Annotated in this window: 22 protein-coding genes and 1 riboswitch; of the genes, 7 read left to right on the top strand and 15 right to left on the bottom strand. The window is 50.6% G+C overall.

The features are described from left to right. Positions 1 to 182: 182 nt before the first annotated feature. Entirely contained in the window at positions 183 to 809 is a 627-nt protein-coding gene (locus AC4IFB_RS20020; protein ID WP_490778930.1) for a nucleotide-binding protein, read from the bottom strand. Positions 810 to 921: 112 nt separating this feature from the next. Beyond that, on the bottom strand, positions 922 to 2,388 hold the full coding sequence (gene ubiD / locus AC4IFB_RS20015; RefSeq protein ID WP_490781115.1) for a 4-hydroxy-3-polyprenylbenzoate decarboxylase: 1,467 nt from the start codon (positions 2,386 to 2,388) through the stop codon (positions 922 to 924). 532 nt (positions 2,389 to 2,920) lie between these two features. On the opposite strand from ubiD, the gene AC4IFB_RS20010 reads away from it, so the two are divergent. The 4 genes from AC4IFB_RS20010 to AC4IFB_RS19995 all read left to right on the top strand — a co-directional run bounded on the left by AC4IFB_RS20010 (position 2,921) and on the right by AC4IFB_RS19995 (position 9,948). Continuing rightward, a complete protein-coding gene (locus AC4IFB_RS20010) occupies positions 2,921 to 4,684 on the top strand; it encodes a sensor histidine kinase (protein ID WP_490781114.1) in 1,764 nt (587 codons plus the stop codon). A 253-nt stretch (positions 4,685 to 4,937) separates the two neighbouring features. Beyond that, a complete protein-coding gene (locus tag AC4IFB_RS20005; protein WP_490778933.1) occupies positions 4,938 to 5,504 on the top strand; it encodes a hypothetical protein in 567 nt (188 codons plus the stop codon). Positions 5,505 to 5,690: 186 nt separating this feature from the next. Then, the gene (locus tag AC4IFB_RS20000; protein ID WP_490781113.1) at positions 5,691 to 6,728 is read left to right on the top strand and encodes an efflux RND transporter periplasmic adaptor subunit; all 1,038 of its coding nucleotides are present in this window, start codon (positions 5,691 to 5,693) and stop codon (positions 6,726 to 6,728) included. A gap of 4 nt (positions 6,729 to 6,732) precedes the next feature. Then, on the top strand, positions 6,733 to 9,948 hold the full coding sequence (locus AC4IFB_RS19995) for an efflux RND transporter permease subunit (RefSeq protein ID WP_490781112.1): 3,216 nt from the start codon (positions 6,733 to 6,735) through the stop codon (positions 9,946 to 9,948). Between the two features lie 220 nt (positions 9,949 to 10,168). Here AC4IFB_RS19995 and AC4IFB_RS19990 read toward each other — a convergent pair whose 3' ends face one another. The 9 genes from AC4IFB_RS19990 to AC4IFB_RS19950 form a co-directional block, all read right to left on the bottom strand. After that, a complete protein-coding gene (locus AC4IFB_RS19990; protein WP_490781111.1) occupies positions 10,169 to 11,014 on the bottom strand; it encodes a PA4780 family RIO1-like protein kinase in 846 nt (281 codons plus the stop codon). A 476-nt stretch (positions 11,015 to 11,490) separates the two neighbouring features. After that, complete coding sequence (locus tag AC4IFB_RS19985; RefSeq protein WP_490781110.1) at positions 11,491 to 11,916, bottom strand: thiol-disulfide oxidoreductase DCC family protein; 426 nt, start codon at positions 11,914 to 11,916, stop codon at positions 11,491 to 11,493. Positions 11,917 to 11,976: 60 nt separating this feature from the next. Continuing rightward, the gene (locus AC4IFB_RS19980; RefSeq protein WP_490778938.1) at positions 11,977 to 12,510 is read right to left on the bottom strand and encodes a GbsR/MarR family transcriptional regulator; all 534 of its coding nucleotides are present in this window, start codon (positions 12,508 to 12,510) and stop codon (positions 11,977 to 11,979) included. 69 nt (positions 12,511 to 12,579) lie between these two features. Continuing rightward, entirely contained in the window at positions 12,580 to 13,071 is a 492-nt protein-coding gene (locus AC4IFB_RS19975; RefSeq protein WP_490781109.1) for a GNAT family N-acetyltransferase, read from the bottom strand. 141 nt (positions 13,072 to 13,212) lie between these two features. After that, positions 13,213 to 13,611, bottom strand: a complete 399-nt coding sequence (locus AC4IFB_RS19970; protein ID WP_490778940.1) for a hypothetical protein — start codon at positions 13,609 to 13,611, stop codon at positions 13,213 to 13,215. Between the two features lie 459 nt (positions 13,612 to 14,070). After that, on the bottom strand, positions 14,071 to 14,865 hold the full coding sequence (locus AC4IFB_RS19965) for an ABC transporter ATP-binding protein (RefSeq protein WP_490781108.1): 795 nt from the start codon (positions 14,863 to 14,865) through the stop codon (positions 14,071 to 14,073). Then, on the bottom strand, positions 14,862 to 15,854 hold the full coding sequence (locus AC4IFB_RS19960; RefSeq protein WP_490781107.1) for a FecCD family ABC transporter permease: 993 nt from the start codon (positions 15,852 to 15,854) through the stop codon (positions 14,862 to 14,864). Before AC4IFB_RS19960 ends, AC4IFB_RS19965 begins: the two co-directional genes overlap by 4 nt. 2 nt (positions 15,855 to 15,856) lie before the next feature. Beyond that, positions 15,857 to 16,897: an ABC transporter substrate-binding protein gene (locus AC4IFB_RS19955; RefSeq protein WP_490781106.1), complete on the bottom strand. Its 1,041-nt coding sequence runs from the start codon at positions 16,895 to 16,897 to the stop codon at positions 15,857 to 15,859. Then, positions 16,867 to 18,825 carry a TonB-dependent receptor plug domain-containing protein gene (locus AC4IFB_RS19950; RefSeq protein WP_490781105.1) on the bottom strand — a complete coding sequence of 653 codons (1,959 nt, stop codon included), beginning with the start codon at positions 18,823 to 18,825 and terminating at the stop codon, positions 16,867 to 16,869. Before AC4IFB_RS19950 ends, AC4IFB_RS19955 begins: the two co-directional genes overlap by 31 nt. Before the next feature lie 116 nt (positions 18,826 to 18,941). Beyond that, positions 18,942 to 19,126, bottom strand: a riboswitch (cobalamin riboswitch). A gap of 203 nt (positions 19,127 to 19,329) precedes the next feature. On the opposite strand from AC4IFB_RS19950, the gene AC4IFB_RS19945 reads away from it, so the two are divergent. Both AC4IFB_RS19945 and AC4IFB_RS19940 read left to right on the top strand, forming a co-directional pair. Then, on the top strand, positions 19,330 to 19,587 hold the full coding sequence (locus tag AC4IFB_RS19945) for a hypothetical protein (protein WP_490781104.1): 258 nt from the start codon (positions 19,330 to 19,332) through the stop codon (positions 19,585 to 19,587). Positions 19,588 to 19,667: 80 nt separating this feature from the next. Continuing rightward, complete coding sequence (locus tag AC4IFB_RS19940) at positions 19,668 to 20,264, top strand: YqiA/YcfP family alpha/beta fold hydrolase (RefSeq protein WP_490781103.1); 597 nt, start codon at positions 19,668 to 19,670, stop codon at positions 20,262 to 20,264. Position 20,265: 1 nt separating this feature from the next. On the opposite strand, the gene topA is transcribed toward AC4IFB_RS19940, so the two are convergent. The 4 genes from topA to AC4IFB_RS19920 form a co-directional block, all read right to left on the bottom strand. After that, complete coding sequence (topA, locus tag AC4IFB_RS19935) at positions 20,266 to 22,542, bottom strand: type I DNA topoisomerase (protein WP_490778946.1); 2,277 nt, start codon at positions 22,540 to 22,542, stop codon at positions 20,266 to 20,268. Positions 22,543 to 22,782: 240 nt separating this feature from the next. Further along, positions 22,783 to 23,259, bottom strand: a complete 477-nt coding sequence (locus AC4IFB_RS19930; protein ID WP_490778947.1) for a Smg family protein — start codon at positions 23,257 to 23,259, stop codon at positions 22,783 to 22,785. Continuing rightward, positions 23,256 to 24,413 carry a DNA-processing protein DprA gene (gene dprA / locus AC4IFB_RS19925; protein ID WP_490778948.1) on the bottom strand — a complete coding sequence of 386 codons (1,158 nt, stop codon included), beginning with the start codon at positions 24,411 to 24,413 and terminating at the stop codon, positions 23,256 to 23,258. The genes AC4IFB_RS19930 and dprA overlap by 4 nt, the downstream gene beginning before the upstream one ends. A 68-nt stretch (positions 24,414 to 24,481) precedes the next feature. Beyond that, complete coding sequence (locus AC4IFB_RS19920; protein ID WP_490781102.1) at positions 24,482 to 25,516, bottom strand: LysM peptidoglycan-binding domain-containing protein; 1,035 nt, start codon at positions 25,514 to 25,516, stop codon at positions 24,482 to 24,484. Positions 25,517 to 25,707: 191 nt separating this feature from the next. Between AC4IFB_RS19920 and def the strand changes: the two genes are divergently transcribed. Further along, complete coding sequence (def, locus tag AC4IFB_RS19915) at positions 25,708 to 26,241, top strand: peptide deformylase (RefSeq protein WP_490778950.1); 534 nt, start codon at positions 25,708 to 25,710, stop codon at positions 26,239 to 26,241. Positions 26,242 to 26,306: the final 65 nt, after the last annotated feature.

Raw genomic sequence — 26,306 nt, 5'->3', positions numbered from 1 at the left:
GCACCAACCATCCCGGATTCCGCTGCGCTCCATCCAGGCTACCTTGCTGAGATAGTCATGAAACTGTGAAGGTTGCATGTGGTTATGGCGTTTTCGGCAAGCTTTTGGTGGGGCAATGCCCCAACCTACGCCTATACGGAGAGGTAGGGTGGGGCCATGCCCCACCGAGTTGTCAAAGCGAGTTAAACCTTAAGCCACTTGAATAGTGGATCCCACAAGATGACATCCTTATAGACCTGGCTGGGTGCCAGCTCAAACAGAGCCAAACCCTTTTCGGCAGATCTTATGTAGTTCTGACTTTCACGCAGATGGGTGATGAAGGGGATTTTCAAATGACCAAGATAGTTCTCCAGGTCATGGTAGATGCGGGTATTCTCTTTCGCCCTGTTGGCGACAATACCGATCCTGGTCTGATGTTTTGAAACTCGCCCGCTCTCCAGTAACTCGGTCAGGAACCGGTTGCAGGCGCGCATATCGATAGGTGAAGGCAGGACGGGAAGTACCAATGTGTCGACCTTCATCAACATTTTGTTGATCTCCTTGCCATGTACACCGGCTGGCGCGTCCATGATCAGCAGGTCGGTGCCCTTTGCTGGATTGATCGGTCCCGCCAATGCGTCGATGGCTTGAATATCAGGGATGCCTTCGTAATCGCCTCTTGCTTCAAGCCAGTCGAGGGTGGACTTTTGCGGGTCAAAATCGGCCAGGGCGACTTGCTTGCCTTCGTCGGCGTACCAGGTGGCAAGATTGGTGGCAATGGTGGTTTTGCCACACCCTCCTTTGGCGTTCATCAACATGATTGTGCGCATTATTGTTTTCCTGTCCTCTTGGTGTTGTTTTTCAACGGGGGTAACCCCGGTTCTCCTGAGTGCTATGGTGCTAAATTAATACAAGTTTAAAACTAATACGATAGGCCTTAGTTTAGTCGATCCCCAGCTGATCCCAAATCTCATCGATACGTTTTTTGATTGAGCTGCTCATGGTGATCGGTTTTCCCCACTCCCTACTGGTCTCGCCAGGTAGTTTATTGGTCGCATCGAAACCGATTTTAGATCCCAGTCCGGAAACTGGCGAGGCAAAATCGAGATAGTCGATCGGTGTGTTCTCAATCATTGTGGTATCTCTGGCCGGATCCATGCGTGTGGTCATAGCCCAGATTACATCCTGCCAATCCCGTGTGTTGACATCATCATCAACCACTATGACAAATTTGGTGTACATGAATTGACGTAGAAATGACCATACCCCCATCATCACCCGCTTGGCATGACCGGGATACTGTTTTTTCATACTGACGATGGCGAGTCGGTAAGAGCAGCCTTCCGGGGGCAGATAGAAGTCGACGATCTCTGGAAACTGCTTCTGCAATATCGGCACAAAGACCTCATTCAACGCAACCCCAAGCACTGCCGGCTCATCCGGCGGGCGACCGGTGTAGGTGCTATGGTAGATGGGGTCTTCCCTACGGGTTATTCTCTCTACCTTGAATACTGGGAAGCTCTCCACTTCGTTGTAGTAACCGGTGTGATCACCGTAGGGCCCCTCCTCGGCAGTCTCACCAGGATGGATATGGCCCTCCAGAACAAACTCTGCAGAGGCTGGCACTTGTAGATCTGAGCCGATCGATTTCACCACTTCTGTACGGCTGCCGCGAAGCAGTCCGGCAAAGGCATACTCAGAGAGGGTGTCAGGTACTGGGGTGACAGCAGCAAGGATAGTGGCCGGGTCTGCACCCAGGGCGACACTGATCGGGAAGGGCTCATCTGCATGGGTTTCCAGCCACTCGCGATAGTCGAGGGCGCCACCCCGGTGGGCCAGCCAGCGCATGATCAGCCGGTCGGGGCCGAGTAACTGCATGCGATAGATACCGAGATTCTGGCGACTCTTATTTGGCCCTCGGGTAATGACCAGGCCCCAGGTGATCAATGGCGCAGCATCTTCCGGCCAGCAGGTCTGAATCGGCAGTTGGGTTAAATCAACCGCATCTCCCTCTTGGGAGACCGCCTGGCAGGCGGCGTTTCGAAGCTCTTTTGGTGCCATGTCGAGCACCTTGCGAAATACAGGTAGCTTTTCCCAGGCATCCTTCATGCCCTTTGGCGGATCAGGCTCTTTAAGGAAGGCCAGAAGGCGCCCTACCTCTCGCAGAGATTCTACATCCTCCTCACCCATCCCCATGGCTACCCGCTCAGGGGTGCCAAAGAGATTGCCTAATAACGGGTAGGGAGAGCCTTTGACCTTCTCAAACAGTAGTGCGGGGCCAGAACGACGGAGGGTGCGGTCACAGATTTCAGTGATCTCCAGTTTCGGGTCCACTTCTGTCTGGATCCGCTTCAGCTCCCCCCGGGATTCAAGCTGTTTGATGAAATCACGTAAGTCTTTGTACTTCATGGCACTCGTGAGCCTCGTCTTAAATTCTGTTCAAAACCAGTTTTGCCAGCAGGCAAGGCGTCATGGTCTGCTTGAGCATGGCTCTATAAAGGTGCAGCAATTATGACGAGGAACTATAAGTCATTAATTTATCAGTGAGACATTACCAGAGGTAGGAAGGAGGTCAAGCAAAAGCAGGTTTCAACTGATTAGATATGACTCAGCTGAGGAAAAGGCGTCAGATAGCTCTGAGGACAGATAGAAGATTATCGATTTCGAGCAGGCTTACACACTCTGCAGATGATTTGCGATCCAAAACTGGATCGCAAATCCCCCCCATAGATTAAACATTCAATTCAAGTCGTCCAGTTTGCCACCGCTAAAGTAGGTGAGTTTGTAAATGATCGTGGTAGAGATCCTGCGGCAAAAAAAGCACCATTTTTTAGACTGCTGATCTGTGCAATAGCGACTAGATCGCGTTATCAATCGATCAATTTATCCCCAGATCGGTTATGAGTGAATTATTTAAGCACTGAATATGGATATGTTGTAGATGCAAGTCGAGAGGCATGACAAGGCACTACTAGAGAAGCTGCTGTCTTCCAGCGAAGACAGATTGATTGAGTTAATACTCAATTACGCTGAACAGCAGAAGTACACCCGCTATACATCAACTCTGAAAGAGGCCTGGCGGCTCTCGATTGATGGATTGAGTCAATCCATCATCAAGGCCCTGGTGCTTTCTGATTTGATTCCAGATCTGGGACCGGATGAGGACTTTTCTTCAGACCCCGGCGCTCAGTTTGGTGCTATGGAAGCCCGGCGTCATCGTGCAAGGGGCGTCAATCTGACCATGTTTTTAGGCTTGATGAAATACTATCGCCAAGCCTATTTAGACCTCTTGGATGAATCCTCGGGCTTTAAACATCCTGAGGTGGTCAAGCTGTTTGTGAGACGCTTTTACGACCGAACCGAGCTTGCTTACTGTGGCGAGTGGGTGAGTTCTGATGGGGAGGCACAGATCAAGGTGCTGAGTGACAGCAATCTCCATCTGACAAATGAAAAAAACAAGTACCTGACTCTATTCGAGAGCCTCTCGTCGCCAGTGATATTGTGCGATGAGCGTGGCATTGTTGATAACTACAACGATGCTGCAGGACGCTTGTTGCTTGGCACTACAACACCAGGCAGCCGCTACTACTCTGAGCAGCGACACGATTTGGCGCCACCGGCTCTGCAGCAGGAGTTGGCGCAGATGATAGCCGACGGCCTCAACCGCCTGGATATAGAGAAGATCTATCAGACGCCCGAGGGAGAAAAGAGCTATGACGTCCAGATTGAGCGGATGTTGGATGTCAGTCATAAGTTCAATGGTTATACCATTCTGTTCAATGACATCACTGAGAGACTAGGCTGGTCACGGCGGCTGGAAGAGGTGAATCAGAACCAGCAGCAGTTGATAGATGACCTTAATCAGACTCGTCTGCAGTTGGTTCAATCAGAAAAGATGGCGGCTGTCGGCCAGCTCTCTTCAGGGATTGCACATGAGATCAACACCCCCATTCAGTATGTCGGGCAGAACACTCGATTTTTCAGTGATGCCTTTATTGATATGCAAAGTGCTATAAAGTCACTGGAAAAACTGCTTGTTGCTGCGCAGAAGGGTGAGTTGAGTGAGCCTCTCATATCTGAGGTGAGTAGACGGGTAGAAGAGGCAGATTTTGACTATCTTTTCGAAGAGGTCCCAAGAGCGGTAACGCAGTCACTTGAAGGGGTGGAGAGAGTCTCTACCATTGTCTCTGCGATGAAGGTGTTTGCTCGGTCGGGTACCCAGGAAAAGGTCGAAACCGATATCAATACCGCAATCATCAGCAGTGTGAATCTGACGGTTAATGAGTGGAAATATCATTCTGAAGTAGAGATGGATCTTGACCCTGATCTACCGATGATATGTTGTGTACAAAGTGATTTGAATCAGTCGCTTCTGAATATTGTTGTTAATGCCGCCTCTGCAAATTCAGACTATGCGGCACAAGAGAGGCTGACAGAAAAAGGTAAAATCTCGATCAGATCATGCTTGGACGGGGATTGGGTCGTTATCGAGATCAGTGATACGGGGACAGGTATTCCAGAGGAGATAAAGTCGAAGATCTTCGATCCATTTTTCACCACGAGGGAGGTGGGTAAAGGTATAGGTCAGGGATTGACGTTTGTATATCAAGTCATTGTGGAGGAGCATGGCGGAAGGATTGATGTGAGTACGACTCCAGGTGAGGGGACGACTTTTAAGCTTCGCTTGCCACTGCTTCCAATCTAACTGGGCTGGCCTATTCATGAGGTTGAATTCGGCTGCACTCTGCTGACAGCTGGAGTGGTACCTCCGTCACTAGTGATCTTATTGCCATGGTCTTGTTTTGTATCTAAAAAACATTGTGGGGCTCACAGAGAGAGTCAATAGTCCATGCAGCGCCTATAATGTTAGAAATACAACCTAACCAGTGCAACTCTGGGTTTAGGTAAAACTCTAATAATACAAACAGTTGGCCCAGGTAGGATAATAGAAGAATTATATGTTCGAAAAAGATCCCCGCACCTTCTCTCCTGAATATAAGAATCTGTCGCCTGAACAGAAGGCTATGGTCAAGCTTGAAATAACGCTGACTAATTTTTTTAAATCCTTTGACAAGAGCATGTCACGCTGGGAGCGGATGATCTATCCCATGCTGGTGGTTGTCGGTGTCCTTGGGCTGTCGGGTTTTTATCTCATCTACAACGTCACCACCGATATGCACAAATTGACCGAGCAGGTGGATCCCCGCATGGAGGATAATCTGCAAGCCATGTCATCTCACATGGCGCAGCTCTCTCAAAATATCTCGATCATGACAGAGCAGATTACTGTGTTGGTACAGCGGGTCGATAGCATGGAACAGCACATTGCCACTATGGATGGCAATATTGGGGCATTGACTGTGGATGTGGGTAGTATGAGCAAGAATGTTGGTCAGATGACCACCAATGTTGCCGATATGAATCAGGCAATGCGCACAATGACAGTGAATACCGGAGTCATGAGTCGTGATATCAATCAGATGGGGCGGCCGATGGAGCGAATGAACTCATTTACCCCTTGGTAGTCTTGAGGATAGCGCTTTTTGGCAAGGTGTGAATGATCCTTGAATCTGGCCGGTTTTGGCATTGAAATTGGCTCTTCAAAGCGTCTTAGAGGCATCAAGTTCCATTTTAATTCTCGCTATGTGGTTGAAATATCTCGCTGAGACAGTAATATAAGAGAAATCTAATATACTTATCGGAGTCCTTCCATGAGGCGTTCGCTGGTTACTTTATTCCTCGGCTTGGTGTTACTGCCCGGCGTATCAATGTCTGACACAGCAGCATTTGAGACTGCTGAAATTATCAAGCGGGAGACCGCCAGAGAGTTCTGGCTCGATGGTGTGGTTGAAGCGATAAACCAGACAACACTCTCCTCTCAAACCCAGGGTCAGGTGCAGGAGATCCTCTTCGATGTGGATGATTTTGTCGAAAAGGGTCAGGTGGTGGTGAAGCTGAAAGACACCGAACAGCGGGCAGGTTTGAATCAGGCCCGCGCTGACCTGAAAGAAGCGGCAGCCCGTCTGCAAGAGGCTAAAGACGATTTCAAACGCTCTAAAGATCTCTTCAGCCGCAAGCTGACCTCCCAATCCCAACTGGACAAGGCCACCGCAGCACTGAAATCATCCCGAGCGCGAAAAGAGGCAGCTGATGCTCGTTTGGCTCAAGCCAAGGAGCAGTTTGAATATGCTCTGGTCAGGGCGCCTTACAGCGGCATCGTAACCCATCGACATGTTGAAGTTGGGGAGATCGCATCCCCCGGTCAGAAGCTGATGAGTGGCACCTCCCTGGATCAGCTCAGAGTGACAGTGGATCTGCCCCAAAGCCTGGTTCCGATTATCCGTAAGCAGGGTAAAGCGCGGGTATTACTCTCAACTGGAAAATCTATTGAAGGTAAGAAGCTGACTATTTTTCCGTTCGCCGATCAGCGTAGCGGCACTTTTCAGGTACGGGTCGATCTGCCGGAAGGGGTTGAGGATCTGTTTCCTGGAATGTTTGTTAAAACCGCCTTCTTAACCGGGATCAAGCGGGAGCTTGTAGTGCCAATAAAAGCGGTTGTCTATCGCTCTGAAGTGACCGCTGTCTATGTTCTGGATGAGAATGATCAGGTGCGTTTCCGCCATATACGCACGGGTCACCCAAGTGCGGAAGATACAATGACGGTGATTGCCGGTCTCTCAGCTGGAGAGCAAGTGATTCTGGATCCGGTGGCCGCTGCCACCACCCTGAAACAACAACAGGCGGAGTGAAACAATGAGTAGGCTGGGTATCTCAGGTGCAGTGGCAAAACAGTTTCTGGTCACTGAAATCACCCCCCTGCTGGCTTTGGTCGGTCTCTTGCTTGGTGTGTTTGCCGTATTGGTAACCCCCAGGGAGGAAGAGCCACAGATCAATGTCACCTTTGCCAATATCTTCATACCCTTCCCAGGCGCAACTGCAACCGAGATTGAAAACCTGGTCGCCTCTCCAGCTGAGCAGGTGTTGTCTGAGATCGATGGTATCAAGCATGTTTACTCGACCTCCCGGCCTGGTTTAGCGGTGCTTACCGTACAGTTCCTGGTTGGAGAGGATCGGGAAGATGCGATCGTGCGCCTGTTCAGCAAAGTCTATGCGAACCAGGACTGGCTGCCCCAGGGGTTGGGGGTCGGGCAGCCGATCATCAAGCCCAAGGGTATCGATGATGTACCGATTGTCACCGCAACCCTCTGGTCGGAGAACCCGGACGTAGGCGCCTATGAGTTAGGGCAGGTGGCTCACGCCATAGAGTCTGAACTTAAACGAGTGCCTGGAACCCGCGATATCTACACCATTGGTACGCCGGACAGAGTAGTACACGTTTTGCTTGATCCTCAAGCACTGGCAGGACATGGTATCGATCTGAGTGATCTGCGCACTGCGCTACAGGCCGGGAACCACATCAGAGACAATATCACCGTGACCGCTGAGAATCGCGAAATGCTGGTTCAGGCGGGCACCTTCTTAACCTCTGCTGACGAGATTGGCGGTCTGGTGGTCGGTGTTCACGATGGAAAAGCGGTCTATCTGAGCGATGTGGCCAAGGTAACCCACAAGCCCGATGTACCTAACCAGTATGTCTGGATGGGGGTGGGCCCAGAAGGTGAGGTCAAGTCACTTCCTGCAGCTGGAAAATTTCCCGCAGTGACCGTTGCGATAGCGAAAAAGCCGGGCACCAACGCAGTGGATATCTCCAAGTCGGTGATTCAGCGGTTCGAGCAACTGAAAGGGGTCTTTATACCGGAAGGTGTTCACGCCACCATCACTCGAAACTATGGTGAAACAGCAGAAGCAAAAGCAAACAAACTGATCACCAAGCTGGCCTTCGCCACCCTGTCTGTGGTGGTTCTGGTTATGTTGACCATTGGCTGGCGTGAGGCCTTTATTGTGGGTGCCGCAGTGGTGGTTACTCTGGCAATAACGTTGTTTGCCTCCTGGGCCTGGGGATTTACCCTGAATCGGGTATCCCTGTTTGCGCTGATCTTTTCCATCGGTATTTTGGTGGATGATGCGATTGTGGTGGTAGAGAACATACACCGCCATCTGCAGTTGGGTGCAAAGAATCTGCTGCAAGCCATACCCAAAGCCGTGGACGAGGTCGGAGGGCCTACGATTCTTGCAACCTTCACCGTCATTGCAGCACTGCTGCCGATGGCCTTTGTAACCGGTTTAATGGGGCCCTATATGAGTCCTATTCCGATCAACGCCAGTACCGGCATGTTGATCTCGCTGGTGGTTGCGTTTGTCTTTACCCCCTGGCTTACCAATCGGGTTCTGGCCAATCAGGTGGAACATATAGCCGCTCATGCCAGCCAAGAGGGGCCAACCGGTCTGAACAGATTTTTCACAAAAGTGATGTCACCCTTTTTGTTGGGTAGCCGGGGTAACCGGATGCGCTGGGTGCTGTTGGGTTCTATCCTGATATTGATTGCGGCTTCACTCTCTCTGGTGGGTACAAAGGCAGTGGTACTGAAGATGCTGCCTTTTGATAACAAGTCAGAGTTTCAGGTATTAGTCGATATGCCGGAAGGGACAAGTCTGGAGCAGACCACAAGGGTGCTGGATGAGTTGGGAGACTATCTCGGAAAAGTGCCTGAGGTGACCGACTACCAGGTCTACTCGGGATCAGCATCGCCAATCGGCTTCAATGGATTGGTACGCCAGTACTATTTACGGGAAGGGGCTAACCTTGGAGACATTCAGGTCAATCTGGTAGACAAGCACCTTAGAGATCGCAAGAGTCACGAGATCGCTCTGGCTGTACGTGCACCATTGCAAAAGATAGCCAAAGAGTACAAAGGTAATGTCAAAGTAGTAGAGGTGCCTCCCGGCCCGCCAGTGATGTCCCCCTTGGTGGCAGAAGTTTATGGTCTTGACTATGAAGGGCAAACCGAAGCTGCTTGGGAGATACGCCAGGTATTCAAAAATACCCCTGATATCATCGATGTGGATGATAGTGTGGAGTACCCCTCAGCCAAGTTTGTCATCCAGGTCGACCGGGCCAAGGCGGCCAGACTTGGGGTTGCGCAGAGTATAATCGCGGAGGCTTTGTCAACGGTATTGGCTGGTGAAGATGCCAGCTATCTTCATGGAGAGAAGCTCAAGTATGCGGTACCAATTCGCATCGAATACTCTGAAGCAGACAAGGCCGATCTTGATCAGGTGTTGTCACTGAAGGTGCGTTCTCAAAGCGGTACCTTAGTGCCACTTGCCGAGATTGTGCAGGTCATACCCAGAGTGCGGGAATTCTCCATCCAGCATAAAGATCTGTTACCCGTGGTTTATGTTACCGGTGACATGGCAGGGGAGACCGACAGTCCGCTATACGGCATGTTCGACATCTCAGGACAGCTCGAAGAGGGTGGGCTTGAGCAGTGGTTCCTGCAACAGCCGGAGAACCCCTATGCCTATAGTTTGAAATGGGATGGTGAGTGGCAGATCACCTATGAGACTTTCCGTGATATGGGTATTGCCTACTCGGTTGGGTTGCTGATGATCTACCTGTTGGTTGTGGCGCAGTTCCGTTCCTATCTGGTGCCCTTGGTGATCATGGCCCCCATACCGCTGACCGTGATCGGCATCATGCCCGGTCACGCCCTGTTGGGTGCCCAGTTCACTGCCACCTCCATGATCGGCATGATCGCCCTGGCGGGGATCATCGTACGCAACTCCATCTTGTTGGTGGATTTCGTCAACCAACAGGTCCGCGAAGGCATGGAACTTGAGAAGGCGGTCATCAACTCCGCCGCAGTGCGCGCCAAGCCCATTGCTCTGACTGCCGTAGCGGCGATGGCGGGCGGGTTCTTCATTCTAGATGATCCGATCTTCAGTGGTCTCGCAGTCTCGCTGATCTTCGGCCTCTTCGTCTCCACCGTACTGACCCTGGTAGTAATCCCCGTAGTCTACTACGCAGCAATGCGCAACCGAGTCGAGTTCATCAAGACAAGCATTTAAGACGTAGGGTGCGGCCCTGCCGCACCTTACCCCCGCTAGGCAAAGGCGACCCCCATCCCGTGACACACAATCAACAAACCCAAAAGCCACCACACAGTAGTCAGACTACAGTCATCCCCTCGATAACCTTGATCACAATTGGCTATTGATAATCATCCAGCGCCAGTAACGTATGAGCTGATCAGCGCCGGAAGTCTAGTGAGGTTATAGAGCTTAGTGGTTACGCTTCTCGCATACGTTCTTGTCGCTGCTGCTCTTCTACAAAAGCCGCCTCGATCTCCTGTAACACTGTATTCACGTCGGCGGCCTGTGTACTCTCTTTGAACTGGCCGCTAAGTTCGACCTCTGGGTGTAAATCTCCGGCTTCATAGAGCGCCCAGATTTCACCTCCGTAACATGTATTGAGCAATTCCGGGGCATATAAGCCGTAGTATTCGGTTATTTTGTTTACATCACGTTTAAGGAAACGCGCAGCATTATTATTGGCCGCCGCATCAACCACCTGGGGCAGGTCGATAATAACCGGGCCTTGGTCATCCACAAGTACATTGAATTCTGACAGATCGCCATGTACCAAACCGGCAGCGAGCATGCGCGTGACGTATCGCATCATAACGGCGTGATCTTCGAGTGCCTGTTCGGCAGACATCGATACATCATTCAGGCGTGGCGCTACCTGGTCATCGCCATCGGTGATCAACTCCATGAGTAGGACGCCGTCAATGCAGCCATAGGGCTGAGGAACCCGCACGCCGGCCTCGGATAGGCGGTAGAGTGCATTTACTTCGGTGTTCTGCCAGGCCCGCTCCTGCTCATTGCGGCCGAATTTGGAGTGCTTCTCCATCGCTCGGGCGCGGCGGCTGGTGCGCACCTTACGGCCCTCCTGATAGAGCACGGCCTGTTTGAAGCTGCGTTTTTCTGCTTCCTTATAGACCTTGGCGCAGCGGATTTCGTCACCACAGCGCACCACATAGACGTCAGCCTCTTTTCCGCTCATCAATGGGCGGATCACTTTATCGACCAGGCCGTCATCAACCAGTGGAAGGATTCGTTTAGGTATTTTCATAGCAGCCTTATACCTTATCTGCTGCCAGCTTGCAGAAATAAGTTCTAACTACCCCAGGCTAGAGATATACAGGGATAGGCAATATTCAACTAGACGCCCTCCCAATCGTGCTGAATGTGAACCAAAAGCGTACCCCTTTCTTCGGTGTAATCGCGTGAAAATAGTCTCGATAGGATAATCCATCGGATCTCAGTGCAGGTTTGAAAAGGTCGTTGAATATCGGAATTTCATCGAAGAGCCTGAACTCGTCGTAGGAGTCAGGGATATACGATTTGGTCATCCATGTCTTGCTCTATGGTTCTTTCAATTGAACCTGCAATTGCCAGCCTAAATAGTTTCTCACAGCAAATAATAATAGACAGAAGAGTTAATCTATACCGGGCTTTATTGTCAGAGTTTTAAGGGAACTCATCTGAGTCAGTGACGAGAGATGGTGTTGATTCATGGCCGACTCAGGTGCGCTTTTATCGCTCATTTTAATACTGCTCTCTGTCCGGATTACATCTCAAATCGCATTTTGTTGGTGTCTTGGAGAATTTACTAAAATGGCGTGCAAGGGTTGTTCTGTTGCGAGCAAACCAGTTATAGGTGATTTCAGTTGCGTAGTTCAAGAGAGGCCACCTGCTTGGTGCAACCAGCCAGCCCAGGCCCACAGCAGCCATTGAGAGCCTGAAAACCTCAGGTCCTTCAACTATTAAACCATCCGCTCGTCGAGCATGTATTCTAGCCAGCAGGCTTTCCAGGCTGCGGCCATATTCTTGTGGATCGAAATTTGCCTCAGTGATATCAATGAAAATAAGTCTGTGATGGTGATCGGCCTTGTGAAGTCTTGCTACATCGGCACTGCATATGGGGCAATTTCCATCGTATAGAAACTCAAGAGGGTATATTTTGCTGTCCATTTTATATCTCCGTATTTGCAGTTATTTCTGTAATTAATGAAATAAAATAGGAAAAAAATACTAGCCTTTTGCCTCGCGTCTTATCAGGTTGCTGATCTTTGCGCCAAGCTTAAGGACTTTCATCAAAGTCTCAGGTTCCAGGCGCAGCATCTCATCAGACCACTGGGTGAGGATTTCAATGAACTGCTGTGTCTCTTCAATCCTTTGACGGGTTTCACGTGACTCTTTTTTAAAATCGGGGCTGGCTAATAACTCTTCAAATATCTGTAGGGTAGGATCAATCTCTCTCTGTTTTCGTCCGGCAACGATAAGTTTGAATAACTCCCAAACATCTTTCGATGTTTCGAAGTGATCCCGTCGATCACCCATCACATGGGCAACTTTTACCAGCCGCCAGGAGATTAACTCTTTAATGCTGTTACTGACATTAGAGCGGGCGACGCCGAGTGTCTCGGTAATCTCATCAGCAGTGAGTGCATTCTCAGACATGTAGAGTAGTGCGTGGATCTGCGCGACCGTACGGTTAACACCCCAGCGGGTGCCCATTTCGCCCCAGTGAAGTACAAATTGTTGTGTGACGGGTGAGAGTTCCATGAAACTAAGTATAGGAGATTCAGAAATTTCTGTCTAGAGAGAAATATGCGAAATGGAAATGGGTAAAATTTAGCGCCAGCTTCTTCGATTGAGTTGCATATGTATCGCCATAATGGGTTGACCATTTGGTGTATGACGCACCTCCATATCATAGGGTTTGAAACCAAGTGATCGGTAGAGAACCAGTGCCGGAGTGTTTGGGTTGAAGACAGTGATATGCACCTCGCTGGCATAATTATCAAAGACCAGGTCGCACATATGGCAGACCAGTTGCCTGCCAACACCTTTACCACGATAACTCTGGGAAATGACTACATTGCCGACGAAGATCTTATCTGCGGAGAGGTTTCGATAGAGGTTGGCAAAACCGATTACCTGATCATCATCCACTACAACGGTCAGGTCTGTGCGTTGTTGAGCCAGCTTTTCTAATTGTGTCAAGTCAAAGGGCCATGTTGCTGATGGATAGATTAAAAAAAGTTCATCAGCTGACTGAAATAGCGAGAGAATCGCCCTATAGTGTTCTGGATCTGCGTTGAGGAAATAGTAGTGATTGTTCATGACATTAGTCCGTATTTTGTCGATTGTTGGATGTCATGGCAGGTATTAAGTAAATAATTTTAGAGTGTTGTTACGTTAACTTTGCTCACTGGTATATTCACTTTTAGTGGCTGATAGTAGCATCTGGTTAGGAAACACTACCTACTTAGAGCGTAAGTTTTTTAATTCCAACCACTCTTCGGGTTGCATGTTAGAGATACGTGCCCAGCCATTTTCGGTTTTATAAACAAATACCTTCTGGCCCTTTCTGTAGTGAGCGGTGACTGTTTTAGATTGTGGTGCAGTAACCGCATAGACTGATTTAGCTGTAACCAGATAAACCTTGGGTAACTTTATATAAGATCTGCGAATAACTGAAGATGAATGATCAGTTGTCGGTGTAGTTGTTGTTACTCCGTCGATACGGCAGGATTTGCTTTTTGCTATGCATCCATTACCGCAGGGTTTGCCCTTTATGCAGTTCCGACCATGGATCTGGGTTGAGATGGTGAAACAGGCAAGTAGAAGAATGGGTAATAAAAAAGATAGATCTTTTCTCATGAGATTTACTTCCTTGTAATTGCATCCATTAAAAACGGTATCTATAAACAGCTTTCACACTATCCATGTGTTTCTGTGGAAAAGATATAATACATTATAGAGGTGCTGAATCACCAACTCGATAATAGCACTAATCAGGATGTCACACTCATAATTGATCTAACTACGCCTGGGATGCTCCTTGTGGTGATCGTGGAGTGATGTCTCTTTGTTATGAATTGTGTGGTGACTGATGTGCAGGTTATAAATGGGTAGCTGTTATGGACATGCTGATCAGAAAAACATCATACAGTAGCAAGGTAGTCTGGATGAAGTGCAACGTAATCCTGGTGAGCAGTGCGTTAATCTTCCCGGATTCCGTTGCACTTCATCCAGGCTACGTGCTCATTATGCGAGCTTCAGGTGGAAGTTGATATTCTAAATGCGTGCGAAATAAGCTGAAGCAGGTCCTGGATTATTTTAAGTTAATTGATCTCTCTCTATGCGTCGCCAAGGCAAAGAAAAGGGGTGTTGTATCTGCTTGTCAGGTGAGTTGATTGCAATGGCATAGGCCGTTTCCAGATGTTGCTCGGAGAGGACTGTCTCAACGCTGCCTTCTGCTAGAGTGGCGCCCTGATGAAGCAGCTGTAATCTTGTGCAGAAGTGAGCCGCAAGTGCCAGGTCATGTAAGACAATAATAACAGCGTGACCTGTTTTGCAGTAGGCAGAGAGTAAGGTCATGACATCAAGTTGGTGAGCAGGATCAAGTGCAGATACAGGCTCATCTGCCAGCAGGATGTCTGCTTCAGTAACCAGTGCTCTAGCCAGTTGTACTCTTGCTTGTTCCCCTCCGGAGAGGGTGTTGTAGGCACGATGGCGAAACGGTATCAGATCAGTTTGGCGCATTACATTTTCGATCAGCACCATATCCTCTGTGGTTGGTTGTTGCCAGTGCTCGAGATGGGGCAGGCGACCCAGTGCAACAAGCCGTTCCACACTCATAGGCCATGCGATCTCGCTCAGCTGGGGTAGATAGGCGATGCGTTGTGCGCGTTGTTTCGGTGTAAAGGCGAGGACTGGCTTGCCTGCTAAGGTCAGGTGTCCCTGATCTGGTTCTGCTACACCGGCAAGTAGCCTTAGAAGGGTGCTTTTACCCGCACCATTGGGGCCGATGAGGCCAAGTATTTCACCCTGATCTATATGGACGTCGATCTGCTTAAGAATGGTTTGTCCGCTCTTTTTGAAGCAGAGTCCCTTGCCTATCAGATGACTCATGCCTCTCTCCTTCTCTGATTCAATATCAGCCATAGGAAAAAGGGTGCACCGAGCAAGGATGTGATGACTCCGACTTTTATCTCTGTTGTCAAAGGTATCAATCTGACACCAATATCTGCCATCAACAGTAACAGGGCTCCGCCCAGGGCACTGGGTATGAGCAGTTTGCTGGGTTGATAGCCTACGAGCGGACGAATTAAGTGGGGTATCACAAGCCCAATAAATCCAATGGAGCCGGTAACAGATATGGCTGAACCTACCGCCAGAGCGATGGCCAGAAAGAGTCGCCATCTCAGCTTGATAAGTTGCACACCCATTGAGGTTGCGGTCTCTTCACCCAGGGTAAGCAGATCGAGGTGGTGACCCTGACGCCACATCAGCAGCCATCCAGCCAGTGTGCCTGGCAGCAGAATCAACAACTCATTCCGACTGATATTGGCCAGAGAGCCGAGCATCCACAATGCGATCTCCTGAACAGCGTATGGGCTTGGGGCCAGGTTAAGTAACAGTGAGACCAGTGCCAGTGCAAAGGCATTCACTGCGACACCGGCAAGTATCAGGGTTAATGGACTGGCATCCCTGCCAGCCAGTAGATAGGCGGTTAATGTGGCGAGTAGTGCGCCTGCGATACCGCCCATTGGCAGGGCGAGACTGGATAGGCTTGCCAAGCCAAAGTATAGGGTGGCGACAGCGCCCAATGCAGCGCCGCTGGCACTGCCAACCAGCCCTGGGCTGGCAAGGGGGTTGCGCAAGAGTGACTGCATCACCGCGCCACTGAGTCCGAGGGATGCGCCGGCAAGTATCGCGACCAGGGTTCTGGGGATGCGTAGTTCTGTGAGGATAATGCCGTAGACACCGTTTAACCCTGTGAAGCTCTCCTCTATGGCCTGATAGAGTGGAATGGTTTGGCTGCCCGTGAGGAGTGAGACCAGCATAGCTCCGGCAACTAAAAGAGCGAGGGAGAGGTTGAGTTGCTTTTGGGAGATCATGATTATTCAGCAGACCTCTTTTTTGCTTCGCGTAACAGGCTGACAGCTTCTGCCAGCATGGGGCCGGGGCAGATCCAGTACTTGTACGGGATCTCCAGTCTGGGTTGATCCTTCATAAGTCGAAATAGCGCTGGATGGTTAAGAATTTGTTCGGCCAATGAGTTGCTCGATTTTCCATAGGCTGATGTGATGAGAATATCTGGTTGAGAGAGAATAACCTTTTCCAGGGAGATCTGGGCATATCCCTGCAGGCCATTTTCAGCAGCTGTATTTCGCCAGCCAGCGAGCTCCAGCGCTTCATTCTGAAGTGTATTGGCGCCGCTGGTATAACCTCTTGGCTGATAGAAGAGGGCGCTGGGCCGGTTAAGTTCGGAGTGTTCGTCTTCACTTGCTATGCGTTTGAGCATCTCATCTACCAATGCTCTGCCTCTGGGGTGTTGCCCAAGGCGTTTGGCCAGGCGTTCGATTTCAGAGGTGATCTCATGCAGATGATTACCGAGCGTCAATGGATAGAGCTCGAATCCAAGATGTTGCAGGGCTGTGATCAGTCTTGGGTTGGTGTAGGGGGCAGTCAACACCAGGTCGGGCTGTAGAGCGATGATCTCTTCCAGCTGTGCATGATTGGCAGGATATTCCAGAGCCTGACTGGCGACGAAGGAGCTTGTCTCTTCCCTGGCGAGGTGGCTCACTGAAGCGACTTGTTCAGCATCAGCCAGCATCAGCAGCAGTTGATCGCTACAGAGGTTTAGAGAGACTACCCGTTTGGGTGGTGCAGCATCAACCAGGATGCTGACCAACCCCAAAAACAGAAACGAGAGGCACTTACCAGTCAGACCAAAAGCAGCCCCAAACCTTTTGAAATTTGATGATAGGCCATCGCGTGATTGTTTTCGGACTGCACTATTAAAACCTGCAGCAGGCGTGCTGCAGCAGCGCTTTGATGCCTTGCCGTGAGCAAAGAGGCTAGGGCTGAGTGTCGGGATAGTTATGCTCTGCTCGGTAAACCCCATAACTAATCGATCAAGTAGTTCACGGTCAGCCAATAGTTGCGCTCCGGAGCTGGGAAATAGCCGACCCGTTGGTTGAATGAGGTATCGTAACCCGATGCAGCGGCGTTGGCATACTGTTTGTCCAGCAGGTTATCCACACGCAAACTAGCATGCCAGGATCCACTGCGAAAGTTAGCGCCGCTATTGAGCACGCCATAGCCAGGCAGCTTTTTCAGGTTATTGTTGAAATCACCACTGACCACCCGCTTGCTGCTGAAGAGCGCTTCAGCGAAAACATCCCATTGGGAGGCCAGTTGCCAGTTACTCCCCGCTTTTGCGGTACGTCTTGCGACCATAGGGATCAGGTTGTCTTTGAATGGGCCATCAGTGATCTTAGGGTCGGTATAGCTCAGGCTGCCGTTGAAACTGAGTGTTGGCGTCGTCTGCCAGCGCCCCTCGAGGGTTGCTCCCACTCGGCGTGTCTCATCCAGGTTGGTATTGACATAGCCAGAAGCGTCATAGCTGATCTCCTGTTCGATTTCCAAACGGTAAAGGAGAAACCGGGTCATGATATTTTTTTGTTGCCACTCAACCCCTGACTCGTAAGAGATACCGGTCTGATTGTCGATACCCACAGGCTGGCCGAATACCACATTGGTATGTTCATCAACTGTCGCGAAACGGTAGTTTTCATCGGCACGCAGGAACAGGCGCAGTTGATCATATGGTTTTAAGGAGACACCTATTGAGCCTGCTCCGACTCTGTCATCAAGCTGATCAGATCTGGTGTTGGTATCGATCTGGTTATCGATAGAGGCGTGTCGGTAACCGAGTGTTGCTGTGGTTATCTCTGTTATGGGGGCGACCAGCTGTATATAGAGGGCATCGATCGACTGGTCGAGTAGCTGTGGCCCAAAACTGGTGTGCAAGGCGTAGTCGGTACGTTCCAAATCGGCACCGGTAGTAAGCGTCGCCTCTCCCGCTGGTAGGGGCAGGATACCAATCAGGCGTGGATTGAAGCTTTTAACCTCTCTCTCCTGTGTGGCAAGTGCTCCAGGAAATGTGCGAAAACTATTTTTGAAATCCCGTTCGTTTTTTCGATAGGTCAGCTCACCTTCAAATGACCACTGGCGACTTAAATCCTGCTGCATACCAAGTCGGCTGATTTTGGATTCTGTGTTGGTGTAGTCTCCGTTATAGGGGGCAGCTGATTGTCGACGGTCTTCGTTTAGCTCGTCATCAAACAGTGATCCTGGATTTTCCTGTTCATCATCGATCCACTGCTGCTCGAAGAAGAGACGGCCAAGTCGATGACGATAGTCTGCCCGCAGATTGAGATCCTTATGTTCAGTTTCGTTTTGATCCCGGTAGTTGTCGCTCTTGCTCTGCTTGGCTGAGAATTTATAGGAGAGGCCATTGTCGAAACGGTCACTGAGCGCTGCATAGAGCTTGCTGCTGTGATAGCTGCCGCCGCCAACAGAGACGGTTCCAGAGAAAGCTTCTGGTTCCTGGGTGATGATGTTGATCATGCCACCAACCGCCTGGTTGCCAAACAGTGTACCGGCACTGCCTTGTACAATTTCAATGCGCTCAACACGTTTCAGGTCGATTGTGCTGAGTTCCGGGTCGGCCCGATCACTGGAGTTGTTTAATCGACGCCCATCGACCAGAATCAGGGTGTTGGCGCCAGCTGTTGGCCCAAAACCACGCATATCCACAGTTGCCTGACTGCCGTCGCCGTACAAACTACTAATTTGTATACCGCTCTGGCCGTTGAGTAGTTGTAATAGATTCCGCGCCAGGCTCTGTTCGATCTCCGAGCGGGTTATGACCCGTATGCTGGTGGGTATTTGAAGTCCCGATTGTTCGCTACGGGATGCACTGACCATGAGTGGTGAGAGTGCTGTATCTGCCGAGCTGATTTGTGTGTAGACGGTGGTCAGTAATAGTGACGTCCACAATAGGTTTGACTGCTGCTTCATTATTTCTCCAGTAGACGCACACCCGCGTCGACTTAATGCTTTGAGGTGTGGTGTCTGGAGAGAGGTATAGAGTCAGAGCAAATTTACGGAGATGCTCAGCTTGGTCGCCCTCCGCAACACCGCGATTTGCCAAGGCCGGTATCCGGGCTTGCAGAGTGGTGGTCTCACCGGACGCCGCGCCTTCCCATGCTCTGCACAGTGGCTGTTGCGATGTCTCTCTCTACTTACCGTTGCGGGGGCAGCACAGGTCTTTAACCTGTTTCCCGTTTCCTCCCTGGCGATCTTAACCGCCGGGGATTGAGCCGCCCATAAGGGCTGGCACCATTAGCTGGCAGGGAAAGTACAGGGGTGGTTGTAAAAGGTCAAGCAAGTGGGTGAGATGGAATAGAGAGATTCCCATCAGTGGAAGTGCCGCTTTGTTATTGTTTACTGGCCCTGGTTTGGTTTCTCATCTTAATTGAGGATTGGCGGCTGTAGAGATATTTGGCCGCAGAGGAAGGGGGAGTGAATAGCACAAATCATCAGCTTGGCAAATACGAGGGTAGAGAAACAGTGCAACCAGGACATCTTTTACTCCCCTCTCCCCTTGCGGGAGAGGGGCTGGGGGAGAGGGGGAAGGATTCAATATCATCATCTGTATCAATTATCGGTATGACAAGGATTGAAGAGTTATCGCTTTTTACGTTTCAGTTTCATCAATTGCTTGATGCTCACCCTCTCCCCAACCCCTCTCCCGTCAAGGGAGAGGGGCTTACTGATTAACAAAAGGGATGGATTCGGTAACAGTCGGTGGATTATTTTGTATAGGATTAAGCAGCATGCAATCTGCCTGGAGCATATGAATGATTGTCTATCTTCACGGTTTGAACAGTGCCGGGAGTTCCGGAAAAGCGGCCTTTATCAGGCAGGCACTACCAGATATTGAGGTTATCAGTCCTACCTATCCTGCCCATTCAGCCGATCTGGCAGTGACAAAACTGACGCGGGAATTAACCGGTCTACTTGATGGCAAAGCGTTGAGTTCGGAGCCGCTGATCATGGTAGGGAGCTCCATGGGAGGGTTCTATGGGGCCTGGTTGGCTGGCCGTCTTGGTTTTCATCATCTGCTGATGATCAATCCCGCCTTACAACCCTGGCGTTTACTGAAACAGGTGGTTGGCTGGCAATTCAATGAAGCTCTGAAAGAGGGCTATTTCCTCTCTTCGAGAATGGTGGCGGCAACCAGGGAATTTGCCACAATCCCGAATCAACTCAACTTGCCAGTGACGCTATTACTGGATAAGGGAGACGAGCTGATTGATTATCGTATTGCGCAGGAGCTCTATGGTGAGTCAGCAGAAATTATCTGCTTTGAAGGGGGTAGTCACACCTTTGAGCATATGCATCAGGCGGTAGAGATTATTGCGCATAAGCACAATCGGTATCAGCATAAGTCGTGAATTACTCTTCGTACGGCTCGCTGAAAGAGCACTCCTTTTGAGGGCAGACCTTTTCACTACCTTTGCGCTTGGTGGTTTTGATGGTCAGTATGGGCCAGCCACAACTCGGACAAGGCTCGGAAACCGGCTCATTCCATATCGCATAATCACAATCCGGATAGGTAGAGCAGGAGTAGAAGATCTTGCCGCGTCTCGACTTACGCTTCAGCAGAGTGCCTTTGTTACATTTCGGGCAGCTCACGCTGGTGTCTTCAGGCTTTTCCAGTGGCTCGATGTAACGGCATTTGGGATAGCTGGAGCAGCCGATGAATTTACCGTATCGGCCTCGCTTGATCACCAGGTCTGACTGGCACTCCGGGCATTTGCGATCTTCGACGATTTCCGGCTCTGCTTTTTCGCTGCTGTCCGCATTGAGATCACGGGTGTAGTCGCATGTCGGGTAGTTGTTACAGCCGATAAAACGGCCGTGTCGTCCAAGACGAATTGAGAGTTGCTCGCCGCATTTCGGGCAGGCTTCATCCATCGCCTCATGGGTGACATCACTACGTTTGACGTTCTCCTGAGTGTGATCAATGCGCTCTTTGAAGGGGCCCCAGAACTTTGATAACAGGGGTACCCACTCCTCCTCACCCCTGGAGACAGCATCCAGTTCATCTTCAAGATTGGCGGTGAAACTGTAGTCTACATATCGGGTAAAGTACTCAGTGAGGAACTTATTCACTACCCGGCCAACGTCTGTGGGCTGGAAGCGCTTTTTCTCAAGGGTTACATATTCACGATCCTGCAGCGTCGAAATGATTGAGGCGTAGGTCGAAGGGCGGCCGATGCCATACTCTTCCAGCGCCTTGACCAGGCTTGCTTCACTGTAACGTGGTGGTGGTTCTGTGAAATGCTGCTCAGGTCTTACTGCCAGCAGAGGCAGGGTTTCACCTTCAGAGAGTGGTGGCAGAAGTTTTTCATCGCTGTCACTTTTGGCGCCATCGTCCAGACCCTCCTGGTAGACGGCAATGAATCCAGGTTTTGCGATCACCGAGCCATTGGCTCGAAACATATTACCCTCACCACATTGCATGTCAGCCGCTACGGTGTGGATCGTGGCATGTATCATCTGACAGGCCACAGAACGCTTCCAGATCAACTCGTAGAGTTTAGCCTGGTCCTTGCTCAGATGACTCTTAATCTCTTCAGGAATGCGGTGTACAGAGGTTGGACGAATGGCTTCGTGCGCCTCCTGGGCATTTTTTGCTTTAGTTTTGAACTCCCTTACCTTGGGAGGTAGCTGATCGGCGCCGTAGCGTTCACTGATAAGGTCGCGTATTTCAGTGGTTGCCTCGTCTGCCAGATGCACCGAGTCGGTTCTCATGTAGGTGATCAGGCCGACTGTGCCCTGACCAACATCCACGCCTTCGTAGAGTTGCTGGGCAGTACGCATGGTGCGCTGTGTGGTAAAGCCAAGCTTGCGTGCGGCTTCCTGCTGCAGCGTTGAGGTCGTGAATGGGGGGGCAGGATTGCGTTTGCGCTGTTTTTTCTCGACTTTGACGACCAGTAGACCGTCGCTGCCATCACTCAGAAGTTTTTGTTCTGCAGCTTTTGCTGCCGCTTCATCGGTGATACTGAACTTCTCTAGTTTATCGCCTTGATAGTGAGTCAGGCGGGCTGTAAAGGCCTGTTTCTCCTTTTTGGAGTCTGCTTCCACAGTCCAGAACTCTTCAGCCTTAAAGGCTTCGATTTCCTGCTCCCGCTCTACGATCATTCTTAACGCCGGGCTCTGTACCCGACCGGCGGAGAGGCCACGTCGAACTTTTTTCCACAGTAGTGGAGAGAGATTGAAGCCAACCAGGTAGTCCAGTGCCCGTCGTGCTTGCTGTGCATCTACCAGATGGTGAGAGAGTTCTCGCGGATTGGCAATGGCATCGTTGACAGCTTTTTTTGTGATTTCGTTGAAAACAACACGATACACAGGCTTGTTTTTAAGTTTGCCTCGCTCTCTCAGTAGCTCAGAAAGATGCCAGGAGATTGCTTCACCTTCACGATCCGGATCAGTAGCCAGATAGAGCGCCTCTGATTTTTTCAGCGCCTTGGTGATGGCCTGAACATGGCGATCATTCCGCTCTATGATTTGATATTTCATGGCGAAACCGTTGTCCGGATCTACCGCGCCCTCCTTGGGGATCAGGTCTCGAACGTGGCCATAAGAAGCCAGTACCTCGAAGCTGCCCCCGAGGTATTTCTTGATGGTTTTCGCCTTGGCTGGCGATTCAACAATAACCAGATTCATATGGCCTTAGTGTCAGTTTGCGCTGAAAAATGCGGCACAGTGAACCGTTCCGCGTTGAAGAAATCAAGTTTTTTAGTGAATCCCGTTAAGAAAATACAGCTAGAAATCCTGTGGATTTCTAGCACTGATAGGTTGTTATCCACTTAAAATCTTGGGGATGAGTCAGATTTACCGGCGCTAAATATGCCAGTACTTTATAGTAATTATGACTCTACACCGAGCAGATGACTTTCTACTTCGTTAATGCAGAAAAACAGGTGCTTCGTTATAGACCATGTCTTCCATGCGAGCAAATGCAGCCTCCTGGCCTGGTTGATTCATAAGAACCAAAAGAATAATCCATTTCAACTCTTCCTCTGAAATGACAGCGGTATCCAGTGCAAGGGCTCGGTCAATGACCAGTTCCCTGGCGGCAAGAGTCAGGATGTCATTCTGTTCCAGAAACATCAGCAGACCACGGGAGTCGACATCCAGTCGGGTCGATTCCTCCTCCGTAAAGATACGAAGTGAGTGGGATTGCCTTGTTTCACTCTGTTGGTTTTGCGCGTTTTCAGCCAGCTCATCCAGCCAGTCAAACGCTTTGCTTATCTCAGTTGAGGGAAAGCCGGCCTGGATCAATTCATCTCGCAGTTCGTGTTGATCCGTCGGCGGAGCGTGTTCACCGTCCATGTAGTTTTCATAGAGGTAGATCAATATATCAACCACGTTTTCGTTCATGTGCTCTCTCTCCCGCTTGGGCGGGATGCAGTTATTACGCGACAGTAGTAGCCGCCAGGAGCCGATGATACATGACCTTCGAGCTCGAGCAATAGCAGCATGGACGAAACTGTCTCTGCGGTCAAACCGGTTCGGGTGATTAATTCGTCAACTGAGACAGGGTCGAATCCCATAGCTTCAACTAAAAGGGCGTACTCCGGGTCAGTTTCGTGACGAACCAGAGGCGGGGAAGATTGATTGTTTTCAGTGCTTTGTTCAAGCAGCCCAGTCAAGGGTCCCAGCTCTTCTCCGATGTCTTGCGCCGATTCCACCAGTTTTGCTCCTTGGCGTATCAGGGTATGGCAGCCCTTTGACTGTGGATTATGGATAGAGCCTGGAATGGCAAATACTTCCCGTCCCTGCTCGGTTGCGAGGCGTGCAGTAATCAAAGAGCCGCTCTGGAGTGTGGCCTCAACCACCAATACGCCCAGGGAGAGCCCGCTGATGATGCGGTTGCGCCGGGGAAAATTCTCAGCTCTGGCCGGTGTCCCTGGAGGGAATTCGGTGATCAGTAAATCTGTGTCGGCTATCTCATGGGCTAATTTACGGTGGCTTGCAGGATAGATTCGGTCTGGCCCTGTACCCATGACAGCAATAGTACGCCCCGATTGCATGGCGCCCTTATGGGCTTCCCCATCTATACCCAAAGCCAGGCCACTGCAGACAGTCAGACCGGCCCCGGCGAGGCAGCGGGCAAACTCCTTTGCATTGGTGCGTCCTGCGGCCGTTGGATTGCGACTGCCAACGATTGCCAGCTGGGGTTGTAATAGAAGGCCTGGCTCGCCCATCAGATAGAGGATAGGGGGTGGGTCATCGATCTGCCTCAAGAGCGGGGGATAATTTGGGTCAGACAGGGTCAGTGCTTGATGACCTGGTTGTTTTAACCAGTCGAGGGAGGTTTCTATCCTGCTTCTGTCAGGATTCAGCAGATGTTCTATTGCTGGTTGTGGGATAGAGAGGGATTCCAGCCCGCTGCGGCTTGCGCCAAGAATCCCTTCTGCGCTTTGAAAGTGCTCAATAAGCCTTAAAAAATAGCGGCTTCCGATACCTGGGGTATGGCTGACCTGCAACCAGGGTTCCAGGTCTGTCGGGAGTGTCTGCGGCAAATCATCCATGATGCCTTATGTTTCCATGTCGATGGTGCAGCGGCACGTAATCAGCGTGCCGACTGCAGGTGGTGTCATCAATCTACCGGAGGGCGAACCCAGTCAAGCACATGAAGTGGCTTTGTGGCGTTCATGACCAGGGCAAAACTGACTTTCTGGAAAGTGCGGAAGACCATCAGGTAACCGGCCTTCTCCAGGGGGAGGGTTATTTTTTCACCGCGCCCTTTGATGATGTCACGAATCTCGTTACCACCCTGTAGGATCTGCAGGACATGCCCTGGTTCCAGGCCGACATTGTTGCCTTTGTTCAGGACTACAACATTGTACTGTCCGATTTGGGAGACGCCGTTGAGTACTGAGATAATGCGTCCCTCGATGGGAAAGTCAGGTTCGCGGGGTTGGAAATCGATCAGTGGCTCTTCATCTCTGGACTTGATCAGTCGGTCGCCGATGATTGCCTCCATTTCCGATGAGGCGATCTGCAGCTTTGCCGGGTCTCCGGTACGCTTGAGTTCAGAGGTGCCGATATAGAGCGCTTCATAGCCTAGGATCTCTCCGCTATCAGGATCTTTGTAGGGCTTTTCAGGTCTAACGATGGCGTATTGTTTGGGTTGCTCTTCCATGATGGAGCGGGCGTAATAGCTGACGCCTGCACCGCCCACAATGTGGTCATCAAGGAAGTGAACGATGTAGGGGGCCTTCTCCAGCTCATTTTCGTCGACCACATAGGGGCGGGTCAGAAATGGCGCTATCGCATCAATAGGGATGGTCGGTATGGCCTGGTCAAGCGGGGTGGCGCGAATCTTAGGCGAGAGCTTACCTTTACGATCGACTCTGAGGATAGGTCTGCCATCCAGGTAAGTGAGTACTAACTCGTCACCTGGGTAGATCAGGTGGGGGTTTTCAACCTGGGGATTGACATACCAGACTTCAGGCCAGAGCCAGGGGTCACGCAGGAACATCGAAGAGATATCCCAAAGTGTGTCGCCCTTTACAACGGTATATCGTTCCGGATGCGATGGATTGAGCGCCACGTGATCAGCGGCGATTGATGCAAAGGAGAGCAGCAAGCCGCTAATGACTCCGATGATTTTGTTGTTAAAATGTGACATGACTATTCCCTTGGGTACGATACGGAAACGCTTTGATATGGTGAAGGAACGGGCTGGGGCCATCCCCTGCTGTGACCCTTATTGTCCTCGATTCAAGTGTTGAAACAGTATGGGACAGTACACCAGTTTCCAGTATGATCATTATGTTAGCGCAATTTCTTGCATTTGTACTATAGATTTTGGATAAAGCAATGGCGATTCTTGACATACTTCATTTTCCTGATCCCAGACTACGCAACAAAGCCAAACCTGTGGTGCAGGTTGACGACTCTATACGTCGGCTGATTGACGATATGCTTGAGACAATGTATCAGGCGCCGGGTATTGGTCTGGCTGCAACCCAGGTAAATGTTGCAAAACGAGTGGTTGTGATTGACCTCTCTGAGGAGAAGAATCAGCCGCTTTGCCTGATCAATCCAGAAATTCTTGAAAAGGATGGGGTTGAGCAGATGGAAGAGGGCTGTCTCTCTGTTCCCGGGGTTTACGAGTCGGTAAGTCGGGCTGATCGTATCCGTTTCTCGGCTTTGGATCGGGATGGCGTCCCATTTGAGGAGGAGGCCGAAGGCTTGCTGGCGGTCTGCGTACAGCATGAACTGGATCACCTGGATGGTAAATTGTTTGTCGACTATCTATCCAGCTTAAAACGACAGCGTATACGCAAGAAACTGGAGAAAGAGGGCCGACAGCAGGGTCCTGGCTCAACAGGTGCTCGCGAGGCTCTCTGAAGCCGACTCTGACCCAATCTTTATAGGTGAAGCGCGATCTGTCTGAGACCCGCATCCCAAACTTG

Source organism: Candidatus Thiodiazotropha sp. AKIB8, from assembly GCF_058244675.1.
This window is presented reverse-complemented; position numbering and strand designations above follow the sequence as displayed.

Coding starts and splice junctions, on each gene's coding strand:
- AC4IFB_RS20020 (WP_490778930.1), bottom strand. CDS start 809: ATGCGCACAATCATGTTGATGAACGCCAAAGGAGGGTGTGGCAAAACC.
- ubiD (WP_490781115.1), bottom strand. CDS start 2,388: ATGAAGTACAAAGACTTACGTGATTTCATCAAACAGCTTGAATCCCGG.
- AC4IFB_RS20010 (WP_490781114.1), top strand. CDS start 2,921: ATGCAAGTCGAGAGGCATGACAAGGCACTACTAGAGAAGCTGCTGTCT.
- AC4IFB_RS20005 (WP_490778933.1), top strand. CDS start 4,938: ATGTTCGAAAAAGATCCCCGCACCTTCTCTCCTGAATATAAGAATCTG.
- AC4IFB_RS20000 (WP_490781113.1), top strand. CDS start 5,691: ATGAGGCGTTCGCTGGTTACTTTATTCCTCGGCTTGGTGTTACTGCCC.
- AC4IFB_RS19995 (WP_490781112.1), top strand. CDS start 6,733: ATGAGTAGGCTGGGTATCTCAGGTGCAGTGGCAAAACAGTTTCTGGTC.
- AC4IFB_RS19990 (WP_490781111.1), bottom strand. CDS start 11,014: ATGAAAATACCTAAACGAATCCTTCCACTGGTTGATGACGGCCTGGTC.
- AC4IFB_RS19985 (WP_490781110.1), bottom strand. CDS start 11,916: ATGGACAGCAAAATATACCCTCTTGAGTTTCTATACGATGGAAATTGC.
- AC4IFB_RS19980 (WP_490778938.1), bottom strand. CDS start 12,510: ATGGAACTCTCACCCGTCACACAACAATTTGTACTTCACTGGGGCGAA.
- AC4IFB_RS19975 (WP_490781109.1), bottom strand. CDS start 13,071: ATGAACAATCACTACTATTTCCTCAACGCAGATCCAGAACACTATAGG.
- AC4IFB_RS19970 (WP_490778940.1), bottom strand. CDS start 13,611: ATGAGAAAAGATCTATCTTTTTTATTACCCATTCTTCTACTTGCCTGT.
- AC4IFB_RS19965 (WP_490781108.1), bottom strand. CDS start 14,865: ATGAGTCATCTGATAGGCAAGGGACTCTGCTTCAAAAAGAGCGGACAA.
- AC4IFB_RS19960 (WP_490781107.1), bottom strand. CDS start 15,854: ATGATCTCCCAAAAGCAACTCAACCTCTCCCTCGCTCTTTTAGTTGCC.
- AC4IFB_RS19950 (WP_490781105.1), bottom strand. CDS start 18,825: ATGAAGCAGCAGTCAAACCTATTGTGGACGTCACTATTACTGACCACC.
- AC4IFB_RS19940 (WP_490781103.1), top strand. CDS start 19,668: ATGATTGTCTATCTTCACGGTTTGAACAGTGCCGGGAGTTCCGGAAAA.
- topA (WP_490778946.1), bottom strand. CDS start 22,542: ATGAATCTGGTTATTGTTGAATCGCCAGCCAAGGCGAAAACCATCAAG.
- AC4IFB_RS19930 (WP_490778947.1), bottom strand. CDS start 23,259: ATGAACGAAAACGTGGTTGATATATTGATCTACCTCTATGAAAACTAC.
- dprA (WP_490778948.1), bottom strand. CDS start 24,413: ATGGATGATTTGCCGCAGACACTCCCGACAGACCTGGAACCCTGGTTG.
- AC4IFB_RS19920 (WP_490781102.1), bottom strand. CDS start 25,516: ATGTCACATTTTAACAACAAAATCATCGGAGTCATTAGCGGCTTGCTG.
- def (WP_490778950.1), top strand. CDS start 25,708: ATGGCGATTCTTGACATACTTCATTTTCCTGATCCCAGACTACGCAAC.